The organism is Streptococcus sp. A69 (assembly GCF_058556195.1).
Window position 1 is genome coordinate 121,439 of the sequence record NZ_JBZUJU010000002.1, and the last position, 13,528, is coordinate 134,966.

Here is a 13,528-nt window from a genome sequence, read left to right on the forward strand (position 1 = left end):
TCTAACAATTAGGAACTTTAGTTCCAATTGTTAGTACTGAATCACATCTTCTCTGGCGCTTCTACCCCGAGCAAACGAAGAGCTTCTTTGAGGACGACTGCGGTTGCGTAGCTGAGGGCCAGACGACTGTCGCGCTCAGGACTTTCATCTAGGATACGTGTATGTGCATAATATTTGTTAAATGCTTGAGCCAAACTAATCGCAAATTTCGCAATGATAGAAGGTTCAAAATTATCTGCTGCACGATTGATAATACGTGGGAAGTCTTGGAGTAGTTTAATGATTTCCCAGCTTTCAGCATCATTCAGGCTGTAGTTGCCAGCCGTATTTGGTTTGAAATCGGCTTTGCGCAAGATAGATTGGATACGAGCGTAGGCGTATTGAACGTAAGGTCCAGTTTCTCCTTCAAAGGATACCATAGCTTCAAGGTCAAAGTCATATCCATTTGTACGGTCGGTCTTAAGATCATAGAACTTGATAGCCCCAACTCCAACAGCATGGGCAACCTGGTCTTTATTTTCTAACTCAGGATTTTTCGCTTCGATTTGGGCCTTGGCACGACTAACAGCCTCAGCGATAGTCGGTTCTAGCAAGATGACATTTCCTTTACGAGTAGAGAGTTTTTTCCCTTCTTTTGTTACCAATCCAAATGGAACATGGACAATGTCTTGACTCCAATCGTAGCCCATCTCTTGTAATACTGCCTTGAGTTGTTTGAAGTGGGCAGATTGTTCTTGGCCAACGACGTAGATAGATTTAGCAAATTGGTATTTGTTTTTACGGTAAAGGGCTGCAGCCAAATCACGAGTGATATAGAGAGTTGCCCCATCAGATTTCTTGATAAGGGCTGGATGTTCAATTCCATATTTCTCAAGATTAACGACTTGGGCTCCTTCTGACTCAACAAGAAGTCCTTTTTCAGCAAGAATGTCTACAACAGCATCCATCTTATCATTGTAGAAGGCTTCCCCGTTGTAACTGTCAAATTCGACTTGCAATTCATTGTAAAGGCGGTTAAATTCCACCAAACTTTCATCACGGAACCATTGCCAGAGAGCGAGAGCTTCCTCATCTCCATTTTCCAGTTTGCGGAACCATTCGCGTGCTTCTTCATCCAAGCTAGGATCCTTTTCAGCTTCAGCGTTGATGCGAACGTAGAGTTTAAGAAGTTCATCGATTGGATGAGCTTTAATAGCTTCCTCGCTTCCCCATTTCTTGTAGGCAACGATCAACATTCCAAACTGTTTACCCCAGTCTCCTAGGTGGTTGACCTTGACTGTTTGATAGCCGATCTTTTGGAAAATATGTGATAAGCTATCTCCGATAACCGTTGAACGCAAGTGCCCAATAGAGAATGGTTTAGCGATATTGGGACTAGACATATCGATAACGATATTTTCTTGCTTGCCAATGGTTTGGTCAGCATAGTGCTCTTTTTCAGTGATAACATCCTGTAATACTTGAGCCGAAATAGCACTTTTATCAAGGAAAAAGTTGACGTAAGGTCCTGTAGCAACAACCTTTTCAAAGGCCTGACTATTAATTTTTTCAGCAATATCTGCTGCAATTATTTGCGGAGCTTTACGCTCGACCTTTGCTAGAGAAAAGGCAGGGAAGGCGATGTCTCCCATTTCTGAGTTTTTAGGTGTTTCTAGTAAATTTAAAATAGCCTCTTGATCCAGGCTATCAATGACGCTAGCCAACTCGCTAGCAATCAATTCTTTTGTATTCATAAGGGCTCCTTTTGGGCTTTTTTACTATTTTAACACAATTTACTACATTTTTTGAGAAAGAAAAGAATTTTTTTGAATTCTCTATTTTTTTTGGTATAATATAGTTATAAAATAAATGTAAAATTTGTTATAAATATTCACTTAAGAGGATAACATGAGAAAAAGAGAACGGCATCAATTGATTAAAAAGATGATCACCGAAGAAAAACTTGGGACACAAAAAGAGATTCAAGATCGTTTAGAAGCTCGTAATGTTTATGTGACACAAACGACTTTGTCACGTGATTTGCGTGAAATCGGCTTGACCAAGATCAAGAAAAATGATATGGTGTATTATGTACTAGCAAATGAGACAGATAAGATTGATTTAGTTGAATTTTTGTCTCATCATTTAGAAGGAGTTGCAAGAGCAGAGTTCACCTTGGTACTTCATACCAAACTTGGGGAAGCTGCAGTCTTAGCAAACATTGTAGATGCAAACAAGGATGAATGGATTTTAGGAACGGTTGCTGGTGCTAATACCTTATTGGTTATTTGTCGAGACCAGCACGTTGCCAAGCTGATGGAAGATCGTTTGCTAGATTTGATGAAAGATAAATAAGGTCTTGGGAGTTGCTCTCAAGACTTATTTTTAACAAGGAGAGACGGAAAATGGCAACAGAAAAGCTATCACCCGGCATGCAACAGTATGTGGATATTAAAAAACAATACCCAGATGCTTTTTTGCTTTTTCGGATGGGTGATTTTTACGAGTTGTTCTATGAAGATGCAATCAATGCAGCGCAGATTTTAGAAATTTCCTTAACGAGTCGGAATAAAAATGCAGAAAATCCGATACCCATGGCGGGCGTCCCCTATCATTCTGCCCAGCAGTATATCGACGTATTGATCGAGCAGGGCTATAAGGTGGCCATAGCCGAACAGATGGAAGATCCCAAACAAGCAGTCGGTGTTGTCAAGCGAGAGGTGGTCCAGGTCATCACACCTGGAACGGTCGTCGATAGCAGTAAGCCGGATAGTCAGAATAATTTCTTGGTTGCCTTAGATCGTGATGGCAATCAATTTGGCTTGGCTTATATGGATCTAGTGACAGGTGATTTTTATGTGACAGGTTTATTGGATTTTACTCTCGTTTGTGGGGAAATCCGTAACCTCAAGGCTCGAGAAGTGGTGCTGGGTTATGACTTGTCTGAGGAAGAAGAACAAATCCTCAGCCGTCAGATGAATCTTGTGCTTTCCTATGAGAAGGAAGGCTTTGAGGATGTCCATTTACTCGATCCACGACTGGCAGCTGTGGAGCAAGCGGCAGCTAGTAAGCTGCTCCAGTATGTTCACCGTACCCAGATGCGGGAATTGAACCATCTCAAACCAGTTATCCGCTATGAAATCAAAGATTTCTTGCAGATGGATTATGCGACCAAGGCTAGTCTGGATTTGGTTGAGAATGCCCGTTCAGGCAAGAAGCAAGGCAGTCTTTTCTGGCTTTTGGATGAAACCAAAACGGCTATGGGTATGCGGCTCTTACGTTCTTGGATTCATCGTCCCTTGATTGATAAGGAGCGAATCGTCCAGCGTCAAGAGGTGGTGCAGGTCTTTCTTGACCACTTCTTTGAGCGTAGTGATTTAACGGACAGTCTCAAAGGTGTTTATGATATCGAACGCTTGGCTAGTCGGGTTTCTTTTGGCAAGACCAATCCTAAGGATCTCTTGCAATTGGCGACTACCTTATCTAGTGTGCCACGGATTCGAGCGATTTTAGAGGGAATGGAGAAACCTGCTCTGGCCTATCTCATCGCACAGTTGGATGCCATTCCAGAGTTGGAGAGCTTGATTAGCGCGGCGATTGCCCCTGAAGCCCCTCATGTGATTACAGAAGGTGGTATTATTCGGACGGGATTTGATGAGACCTTGGATAAATACCGCCGAGTACTCAGAGAAGGGACTAGCTGGATTGCAGAGATTGAGGCTAAGGAGAGAGAAAACTCTGGTATCAGCACGCTTAAGATTGACTACAATAAAAAAGATGGCTACTATTTCCATGTGACCAATTCGCAACTGGGGAATGTGCCAGCCCACTTTTTCCGCAAGGCGACGCTGAAAAACTCGGAACGCTTCGGTACCGAGGAATTAGCCCGTATCGAGGGGGATATGTTGGAGGCGCGTGAGAAGTCAGCCAACCTAGAGTATGAAATCTTTATGCGCATCCGTGAGGAAGTCAGCAAGTACATCCAGCGTTTACAGGCTTTAGCCCAAGGAATTGCGACGGTCGATGTCTTGCAGAGTTTAGCAGTTGTGGCTGAAACCCAGCATTTGATCCGACCTGAGTTTGGAGAGGACTCACAAATCAATATCCAGAAAGGACGTCATGCTGTCGTTGAAAAAGTTATGGGTGCTCAGACTTATATTCCAAATACCATTCAGATGTCAGAAGATACCAGCATTCAACTGATTACAGGGCCAAACATGAGTGGGAAATCTACCTATATGCGTCAGCTAGCCATAACAGCGGTTATGGCCCAGCTAGGCTCGTATGTGCCGGCAGAAAGCGCCCATTTGCCTATCTTCGATGCTATCTTTACCCGTATCGGAGCAGCAGATGACTTGGTTTCAGGTCAATCAACCTTCATGGTAGAGATGATGGAGGCCAACAATGCCATTTCGCATGCGACCAAGGACTCACTCATTCTCTTTGATGAGTTAGGACGGGGAACTGCGACTTATGACGGGATGGCTCTTGCCCAATCCATCATCGAATACATTCATGAACATATCGGAGCCAAAACCCTCTTTGCGACCCACTACCATGAGTTGACCAGTCTGGAGTCTAGCTTGGAACACTTGGTCAATGTTCATGTGGCAACCTTGGAGCAGGATGGGCAGGTCACCTTCCTTCACAAGATCGAACCAGGGCCAGCTGACAAATCCTACGGTATCCATGTTGCTAAGATTGCTGGTTTACCAGCAGAACTTTTAGCAAGGGCGGATAAGATATTGACTCAACTGGAGAGTCAAGGGACGGAAAGTCCTGCTCCGATGAGAGAAACAAGTGCTGTCACAGAACAGATGTCACTCTTTGATGCGCCTGAAGAACATCCTATCCTAGCAGAATTAGCTAAACTGGATGTTTACAATATGACACCTATGCAGGCTATGAATGTCTTAGTTGAGTTTAAACAAAAATTATAAAAAGAATCCCACTCGCGCCTTTGTGAGTGGGATTTCTCTATTACTTTTTATGGGCCAAGAGTTGATTGATGTGGTCTACTTTTTTAGCTTCTCTTTTATAGAGAATAACCCAGATGATAAGGTAGACGATCGCAAACTCTGGAATGAGCTGGAGATAGAAGGTCCAGTGGAAGGGGAACCAACCAGCCAGAGTCGCTAGTGGGACAAAGCCAGCCAGCATGAGGAAGAAATGGGAAAGTGTTGCACGGAGCAAGCTCCAGTCACGGCTGAATAAACGACCACCAAAGCTAAAGAGAACGCCGATAGCTGACCAGATGATCATGCAGTAGAGCAAGACTAGAGCACCGTGAACCTGATGTTGCACCATCACTTGGCCGATCAGAGACTCGGGGCTCAGTGGGGCATAGGTATTTGGTGCATAAATGAGTGAAAAGAGGATAGAGAGGATGAGGCCGATGAGTACACCAGCGGCTGCATCGTGAAAGATTTGTTTTTTCATAGTTCTAATTTCTCCTTGATGGTTTTTAGGTAACGGCGTGAAGAGTAGGTGAAGCTTTCGTTTTTGAGAAAGATTTCGATCAGGCCGTTGGGGGTTAGTTTGAGATGAGAGATCGAGTCGATATTGACGATTTCAGATTGGGAAATTTGGATAAAAGTTGTCGGTAAGATTTCAAGAACTTGATAGAGTCGTAAATCAATGCTGTAGGTCTGAGATGCAGTTTCTGCTAGAACCTTTCGATTCTCGATATAGAAGCGTTGTATCTTACAAATCTTAACTAGATAGACCTGATCTTCAAACTTTCCTTTGATTGTTTCTTTTTGGTCAAGATTTTCAGCAAATTCGATGATTTTTTGGACGTTTTTAGTTTCTTGAGGAGCTTGGACAATCAGCTTTTCCTCCTCGTAAGTCTCCTTAATCTGTAGTTCTACTTTCATAAATTTCCCTCCTTTTCAGTTATACAAGGTTGTGATCACTTCCTGTACACCTTTATTAAACACTATTTTACGACCCATGGCAAGAGCTTTTGTCTATGTGGAGAGATTTGGAGTCTATGTGGTATTTGCTTTTTCTGGTAACATCTGAAATATGGTATAATAGCACTAATCAATTTCTAGGAAAATAGATACAGAAAGGGGCTGAAAGATGTCTCATATTATTGAATTGCCAGAAGTGTTGGCAAACCAGATTGCGGCAGGGGAGGTTATCGAACGTCCTGCTAGTGTGGTCAAAGAGTTGGTAGAAAATGCCATTGATGCGGGTTCTAGCCAGATTATCATTGAGATTGAAGAAGCTGGTCTCAAGAAAATTCAAATCACCGATAATGGTCATGGAATTGCCCACGATGAGGTGGAGTTGGCCTTGCGTCGCCATGCGACCAGTAAGATAAAAAATCAGGCAGACCTCTTTCGGATTCGGACGCTTGGTTTTCGTGGTGAAGCCCTGCCTTCTATCGCTTCTGTCAGTGTCTTGACTTTGTTGACGGCGGTGGATGGTGCGAGTCATGGGACCAAGCTCGTTGCGCGTGGGGGAGAAGTTGAGGAAATCATCCCAGCGACTAGTCCTGTAGGAACCAAGGTTTGTGTGGAGGACCTCTTTTTCAACACACCTGCCCGCCTCAAGTATATGAAGAGCCAGCAAGCGGAGCTGTCTCATATCATTGATATTGTCAACCGTCTAGGGTTAGCCCATCCTGAGATTTCTTTTAGCTTGATTAGTGATGGCAAGGAAATGACGCGGACAGCAGGGACTGGCCAACTGCGTCAAGCCATCGCAGGGATTTATGGTTTGGCGAGTGCCAAGAAGATGATTGAAATTGAGAACTCTGACTTAGATTTCGAAATTACAGGTTTTGTGTCTCTGCCTGAATTGACACGAGCAAATCGTAACTATATCAGCCTCTTTATCAATGGCCGTTATATCAAGAACTTTCTACTCAACCGTGCTATTCTTGACGGTTATGGAAGCAAGCTCATGGTGGGACGTTTTCCACTGGCTGTCATTCACATCCATATCGATCCTTATCTGGCTGATGTCAATGTGCATCCGACCAAGCAAGAGGTGCGGATTTCTAAGGAAAGAGAACTAATGGCGCTGCTTTCAGAGGCCATTTCTAATAGTCTCAAAGAGCAAGCCTTGATACCTGATGCTTTAGAAAATCTTGCCAAGTCGACCGTGCGTAATCGTCAAAAGGTAGAGCAGACCATTCTCCCACTCAAAGAAAATACGCTTTACTATGAAAAAGCAGAACTCTCAAAACCTAGTCAAGCTGAGGTGGCTGATTATCAAGTAGAATTGACTGATGAAGGACAGGACTTAACCTTGTTTGCCAAGGAAACCTTGGACCAGCTAATCAAGCCCGCAAAACTGCATTTTGCAGAGAGAAAGCCTGCTAACTACGACCAACTAGACCATCCAGAGTTAGATCTTGCTAGCCTCGATAAGGCTTATGACAAGCTAGAGCGAGAAGAATCATCCAGCTTCCCAGAGTTGGAATTTTTTGGACAAATGCACGGCACTTATCTTTTTGCCCAAGGGCGAGATGGACTCTACATCATAGACCAGCACGCGGCTCAGGAACGAGTTAAGTACGAGGAATACCGAGAAAGTATTGGCAATGTTGACCAGAGTCAGCAACAACTCCTAGTGCCCTACATCTTTGAATTTCCTGCGGATGATGTCCTCCGTCTCAAGGAAAGAATGGCACTTTTAGAGGAAGTGGGCGTCTTTCTAACAGAGTACGGAGAAAATCAATTTATCCTGCGTGAACATCCTATTTGGATGGCAGAGGAGGAAATCGAGTCTGGCATTTATGAAATGTGCGACATGCTGCTCTTAACTAAGGAAGTTTCGATCAAGAAATACCGAGCAGAGCTGGCTATTATGATGTCCTGCAAGCGGTCTATCAAGGCCAACCATCGCATCGATGACCACTCGGCTAGACAGCTTCTTTATCAGCTTTCTCAGTGTGACAATCCCTATAACTGTCCACACGGACGTCCCGTTTTGGTGCATTTTACCAAGTCAGATATGGAAAAAATGTTCCGACGCATTCAGGAAAATCATACCAGTCTTCGTGAGTTGGGGAAATATTAATACTCTTCGAAAATCTCTTCAAACCACGTCAACGTCGCCTTGCCGTATATATATAGATAACTGACTTCGTCAGTTTTATCTACAACCTCAAAGCAGTGCTTTGAGCTGACTTCGTCAGTTCTATCTGCAACCTCAAAACAGTGTTTTGAGCAACCTGCGGCTAGTTTCCTAGTTTGCTCTTTGATTTTCATTGAGTATAAAAATACAAAAAAATCTGGGGGAAATTTTCAAAATCAGAAAAACGCATAAAATCAGGTATTCAAAAACCTTGATTCTATGCGTTTTATCATAGAAATATTTACTTTTTTCTTCCGAATACTCGTCAAAAATCTCTTTAAACCACGTCAGTTTTATCAGTAATCTCAAAATAGTGTTTTGAGCTAATTTTGTCAGTTTTGTCTGTAACATCGAAGCTGTGTTTTACCAATCTGCGACTGGCTTCCTAGTTTGCTCTATGATTTTTATAGGGTATTAAATTGCGATTTTGCCAAGTTTCTTTATTCACTTAAAAGTAGAGTCTGTTCTAAGCGTCTAACGTACGAATTAGGTTGACCATTTCAATAGCTCCTTGTGCACACTCAGAACCCTTATTTCCTGCTTTAGTACCAGCTCGCTCTATGGCTTGTTCAATTGTATCTGTCGTTAGCACACCAAACATAACTGGGATTTCGCTATTTAAACTGATTTGGGCGATTCCCTTAGATACCTCGCTACATACATAATCATAATGACTTGTACTACCTCTAATGACAGCTCCCAAGCAGATAATTGCATCATATTTGTTACTTTTTGCCATTTTTGATGCAATCAGTGGTATTTCAAAAGCTCCTGGAACCCAGGCTACCTCGATATCTTTCTCGTTTACATTCTCTCTTTTGAGATTATCTAGTGCTCCAGATAATAATTTTGAAGTTATAAATTCATTAAATCTCGCTACAACAATGCCTATTTTAATATTGTTCGCTACTAAATTACCTTCATAAGTCTTCATTTATTTTTCCTCCATATTTAAAATGTGCCCCATTCGATTTTTCTTTGTCTTTAAATAAAAACTGTCGTAAGGATTAGCTTCTATTTCGATTGGTATTCTACTGGAAATGGTAATTCCATATTTTTCTAACTGTTCAACCTTGTCAGGATTATTTGTCAGTAAATGCAGTGACTGTAGTCCCAGGTCTTTAATCATTTGTGCTCCAATGTGATATTCTCTTAAATCACCTTCAAATCCTAACGCAAGATTGGCATCAAGCGTATCCATTCCTTGATCTTGTAAATGATAGGCTTTTAATTTATTGATAAGTCCAATTCCTCGTCCCTCCTGTCGCAAGTAAAGTAAGACACCCGAACCATTCTCAGCAATCATTTTCATAGCTTTATCAAATTGCTGTCCACAATCGCACCGTAAAGAGCCTAAAACATCTCCTGTTAAACATTCAGAGTGGACCCGACATAATACATTGGTTCCATCCTCTATATTTCCCATAATAAGAGCAAGGTGATGTTCCCCATTTAGTTTATCTATATAGCTAATTGCTTTAAAATTACCGTATCTAGTAGGCATATTGACAGTTGAAACTCGTTCTACCAGCTGATCATATACTTTTCTATATTCTTGTAATTCTTTGATGGTAATTAATGGAATGTTGTGTTTCTTAGAGAACTGAATTAAATCATCTGTTCTCATCATTTTGCCATCATGATTCATTATTTCACAACATAGGCCACACTCTTTTAGTCCTGCTAATTTTAATAGATCAACAGTTGCTTCTGTGTGTCCATTTCTTTCTAGAACACCACCGTTTTTCGCAATTAAAGGAAACATGTGTCCTGGCCTGCGAAAATCAGAGGGTCTTATATCTTCGGAGACACACATACGTGCGGTCAATCCTCTTTCCTCGGCAGAAATACCTGTGGTCGTTTCCTTATAATCAATTGAAACTGTAAAAGCAGTCTTATGATTATCTGTATTGTTTTCAACCATAGGTGAAAGCATTAATTGATTAGCTAAACTTTCGCTCATAGGCATACAAATTAATCCTTTGGCATAAGTAGCCATGAAATTAACATTTTCTGTTGTGGCTGCTTGTGCGGAACAAATTAAGTCTCCTTCGTTTTCTCTATCCTTGTCGTCTATAACAAGAACAAGTCGTCCCTTCTGCAATGCTTCTAATGCTTCTTGTATTTTTCGATATTCCATTGACTAATCATCCTTTCTGCTAAAATCCATTTTGATATAATAGTTCCTTAGATATCTCTGATTTCAGAGAGTTATCCATCAGTTTTTGCACATATTTGCCTAAGATATCATTTTCAAGATTTACTGTACTCCCGACTTGTTTACTCTTAAGAATGGTTTGTGCCAAAGTATGAGGGATAACAGATACTGAAAAGTTTAGTTTGGAGACTTTAGCGACAGTCAGACTAATGCCGTCAATTGTAATAGATCCTTTTTCAACTATTAAATCTAAAATTTCTTTTTGTGTGTTGATTTGATACCATACAGCATTATCATCTTTTTTTATTGACGAGATTTTTCCTGTACCATCAATGTGTCCTGTAACGACGTGACCTCCAAGTCGACCGTTGACAGATAAGGCTCTTTCTAGATTTACCTCACTTCCATATTTTAATAGTGTAAGAGTTGTTCGGCTCCATGTTTCATTCATTACATCAACTGTAAAGGATTGATGATTGAAATGAGTAACTGTAAGACAGATACCATTTACTGCTATACTATCGCCTAAATGGATATCCGTTAATACTTTTGAGGCTTTAATTGATAGTTTGCAATTACGAGAGTCTTTCTGTATTCTTTCAACTTTTCCGATTTCTTCAATTATTCCTGTGAACATGGATAAATCACCTCACTTTCTATGAGATAGTCATCTCCTATTTGAGAAAAAGCATAAGGCTTCAAGCTAATAGCGTCATTTGGCAAAGAAATACCTTCACCTCCGACAGGAAACTTGGCACTGCCTCCAAAAATTTTTGGTGCAATATATATTTTCAGCTCATCAACAATTTGTTGTTCCAAAGCACTCCAATTCATTAGACTGCCCCCTTCTAGAAGTAGGCTATCAATCTGCATATTTCCTAGATGTTGCATTAAACTTGATAAGTCTATATGATTGCCTTTTTTCTTTATGGGAAGTATTTCACAGCCATGATTTTGATATAGCTTCATTTTATTTTTGTCTTCAGAGGAAGTGGCAATGTAAGTTTTAATATCATTTGCTGTTTTTACGATTTTAGAGGTAAGAGGAGTTCGTAAATGTGTATCGCATATGATACGGATAGGATTTTTCCCTTCCTCCAATCTACATGTCAGCAAAGGATCGTCTTGAATAACAGTATTGACTCCCACCATAATCGCACTAACATGGTGTCGTAACTGATGTACATGCTTTCTTGCCTCTTCTCCAGTAATCCATTTGGATTGATTTGTTTTAGTGGCTATTTTTCCATCCATTGTCATTGCATATTTCATAAAAACATAGGGTACATGCTGGGTAATATACTTTCTAAAACTTTTTATTAAGTTAAGACACTCATTTTCTAAAACTCCAACAGTAACTTGAAGATTATTTTCCTCAAGTATCTTTACTCCTTTTCCAGATACAATAGGGTTACAGTCTAGGCTTCCAATGACTACTCTTGTAATACCACTATCGATTATAGCGTCTATACAAGGAGGTGTTTTCCCGAAGTGACAACAGGGTTCAAGTGTTACATAAAGCGTTGCTCCGACAGGGGATTCTCTACAGTTTTTTAGAGCATTTCTCTCAGCATGTGGGCCACCAAAAAACTCATGATAACCTTGTCCGATAATGTGATTATCTTTTACAATAACTGCGCCAACCATAGGATTGGGATTGACGTAACCAGCTCCTTTTTGTGCCAATTTTATTGCTAATTTCATATATTTTGAGTCGCTCATCTCACTACCTCCAAAAAAAATACCTTGAATAGGGGACTATTCAAGGCATACAAAAGAAAACTTATGCGATTAACAAAAATGCTCTGAAATGACAAGTAATCATTTCAGAGCACGCAAAAAGCACAAATATACTTTTATCTTCTTTCATCCAGACTATACTGTCGGCTTTGGAATTTCACCAAATCATGCCTTTCGGCTCGTGGGCTATACCACCGGTAGGGAATTTCACCCTGCCCTGAAGATAGTTATTCAATTACAGGTGATTATAGTACTTAATTTTCAATATGTCAATAGATAAGCATAAATTATTTTTGATATACTGTATTTGTGATAGTCGATTCTCACTCCTCGGATAAAGAAAATATGATATACTAGATAAACGAAATAAGAGAAAAGGAAAACTATGTACGAATATTTAAAAGGAATCATTACCAAAATTACTGCCAAATACATTGTTCTTGAAACCAACGGTATCGGTTATATCCTGCATGTAGCCAATCCCTATGCTTACTCGGGACAGGTCAATCAAGAATCTCAAATTTATGTGCATCAGGTTGTGCGTGAGGACGCCCATCTACTTTATGGATTTCGCTCAGAAGATGAGAAAAAGCTCTTTCTCAGTCTGATTTCGGTATCTGGGATTGGGCCTGTGTCAGCTCTTGCTATTATCGCTGCTGATGACAATGTTGGCTTGGTTCAAGCCATCGAAAGCAAGAACATCACCTACTTGACCAAGTTTCCTAAAATTGGCAAGAAAACAGCCCAGCAGATGGTGCTGGACTTGGAAGGCAAGGTAGTTGTGGCTAGTGATGACCTTCCTGCTAAGGTGGCAGTGCAAGCAAGCATTGAAAACCAAGAACTGGAAGAAGCCATGGAAGCCATGTTGGCACTGGGCTACAAGGCGACCGAGCTTAAGAAAATCAAGAAATTCTTTGAAGGGACGACGGATACAGCAGAGAACTATATCAAGTCGGCCCTTAAAATGTTGGTGAAATAGGAGAATAATATGACAAAACGCTGTTCGTGGGTTAAGATGACCAATCCGCTCTACATCGCCTACCACGACCAGGAGTGGGGGCAGCCCCTCCATGATGACCAAGCATTGTTTGAGTTGTTGTGTATGGAAACCTATCAGGCAGGCCTGTCTTGGGAAACGGTGCTCAACAAACGCCAAGCTTTCCGAGAAGCCTTTCATGGCTATCAAATTCAAGCGGTCGCAGAGATGACCGACACCGAATTGGAAAACTTGCTGGATAATCCAGCCATCATCCGAAATAGAGCCAAGATTTTTGCTACACGCGCTAACGCCCAAGCCTTTCTACGATTACAGACAGAATATGGCTCTTTTGATGCCTATCTTTGGTCTTTTGTTGAGGGGAAAACGATCGTGAATGATGTTCCTGACTATCACCTAGCACCTGCTAAAACAGCCTTGTCTGAAAAATTAGCTAAAGATCTAAAAAAACAAGGTTTCAAGTTCACAGGCCCAATTGCCGTTTTATCTTTTCTTCAGGCTGCAGGTCTGGTTGATGACCATGAGAATGATTGTGAGTGGAAAAACGGAAATTAGTGAGTGCA

12 protein-coding genes and 1 riboswitch are annotated in these 13,528 nt (G+C 41.2%); of the genes, 5 read left to right on the top strand and 7 right to left on the bottom strand.

The annotated features are described in order from the left end of the window. Positions 1–41: 41 nt before the first annotated feature. Entirely contained in the window at positions 42–1,733 is a 1,692-nt protein-coding gene (gene argS, locus AC4ME5_RS04600) for an arginine--tRNA ligase (RefSeq protein ID WP_491800181.1), read from the bottom strand. A gap of 154 nt (positions 1,734–1,887) precedes the next feature. Here argS and argR point away from each other — a divergent pair, with 154 nt between their 5' ends. Further along, entirely contained in the window at positions 1,888–2,334 is a 447-nt protein-coding gene (gene argR / locus AC4ME5_RS04605) for an arginine repressor (protein ID WP_084911200.1), read from the top strand. 50 nt (positions 2,335–2,384) lie between these two features. Beyond that, the gene (mutS, locus tag AC4ME5_RS04610) at positions 2,385–4,919 is read left to right on the top strand and encodes a DNA mismatch repair protein MutS (RefSeq protein WP_491800183.1); all 2,535 of its coding nucleotides are present in this window, start codon (positions 2,385–2,387) and stop codon (positions 4,917–4,919) included. A 40-nt stretch (positions 4,920–4,959) separates the two neighbouring features. Here mutS and AC4ME5_RS04615 read toward each other — a convergent pair whose 3' ends face one another. Then, the gene (locus AC4ME5_RS04615) at positions 4,960–5,418 is read right to left on the bottom strand and encodes a DUF3021 domain-containing protein (RefSeq protein WP_000743973.1); all 459 of its coding nucleotides are present in this window, start codon (positions 5,416–5,418) and stop codon (positions 4,960–4,962) included. Beyond that, entirely contained in the window at positions 5,415–5,855 is a 441-nt protein-coding gene (locus AC4ME5_RS04620) for a LytTR family DNA-binding domain-containing protein (RefSeq protein WP_000861940.1), read from the bottom strand. Before AC4ME5_RS04620 ends, AC4ME5_RS04615 begins: the two co-directional genes overlap by 4 nt. A 208-nt stretch (positions 5,856–6,063) precedes the next feature. Here AC4ME5_RS04620 and mutL point away from each other — a divergent pair, with 208 nt between their 5' ends. Then, positions 6,064–8,013: a DNA mismatch repair endonuclease MutL gene (mutL, locus tag AC4ME5_RS04625; RefSeq protein ID WP_491800185.1), complete on the top strand. Its 1,950-nt coding sequence runs from the start codon at positions 6,064–6,066 to the stop codon at positions 8,011–8,013. Positions 8,014–8,536: 523 nt separating this feature from the next. On the opposite strand, the gene ribH is transcribed toward mutL, so the two are convergent. From ribH to ribD, 4 genes are read right to left on the bottom strand one after another with little or no spacing between them, the layout of a single operon-like run. Continuing rightward, the gene (gene ribH / locus AC4ME5_RS04630; protein WP_000860624.1) at positions 8,537–9,004 is read right to left on the bottom strand and encodes a 6,7-dimethyl-8-ribityllumazine synthase; all 468 of its coding nucleotides are present in this window, start codon (positions 9,002–9,004) and stop codon (positions 8,537–8,539) included. Further along, a complete protein-coding gene (locus tag AC4ME5_RS04635) occupies positions 9,005–10,210 on the bottom strand; it encodes a bifunctional 3,4-dihydroxy-2-butanone-4-phosphate synthase/GTP cyclohydrolase II (RefSeq protein ID WP_491800187.1) in 1,206 nt (401 codons plus the stop codon). 19 nt (positions 10,211–10,229) lie between these two features. After that, positions 10,230–10,865, bottom strand: coding sequence for a riboflavin synthase (gene ribE / locus AC4ME5_RS04640; RefSeq protein WP_084939411.1), 636 nt, complete (start codon positions 10,863–10,865; stop codon positions 10,230–10,232). Continuing rightward, a complete protein-coding gene (gene ribD, locus AC4ME5_RS04645; RefSeq protein ID WP_033605860.1) occupies positions 10,850–11,950 on the bottom strand; it encodes a bifunctional diaminohydroxyphosphoribosylaminopyrimidine deaminase/5-amino-6-(5-phosphoribosylamino)uracil reductase RibD in 1,101 nt (366 codons plus the stop codon). The genes ribE and ribD overlap by 16 nt, the downstream gene beginning before the upstream one ends. A 132-nt stretch (positions 11,951–12,082) precedes the next feature. Beyond that, positions 12,083–12,197: riboswitch (FMN riboswitch) on the bottom strand. A gap of 156 nt (positions 12,198–12,353) precedes the next feature. Between ribD and ruvA the strand changes: the two genes are divergently transcribed. Both ruvA and AC4ME5_RS04655 read left to right on the top strand, forming a co-directional pair. Continuing rightward, the gene (gene ruvA, locus AC4ME5_RS04650; protein ID WP_033584805.1) at positions 12,354–12,947 is read left to right on the top strand and encodes a Holliday junction branch migration protein RuvA; all 594 of its coding nucleotides are present in this window, start codon (positions 12,354–12,356) and stop codon (positions 12,945–12,947) included. 9 nt (positions 12,948–12,956) lie between these two features. Then, positions 12,957–13,520 carry a DNA-3-methyladenine glycosylase I gene (locus tag AC4ME5_RS04655; protein ID WP_033584807.1) on the top strand — a complete coding sequence of 188 codons (564 nt, stop codon included), beginning with the start codon at positions 12,957–12,959 and terminating at the stop codon, positions 13,518–13,520. Positions 13,521–13,528 lie beyond the last annotated feature (8 nt).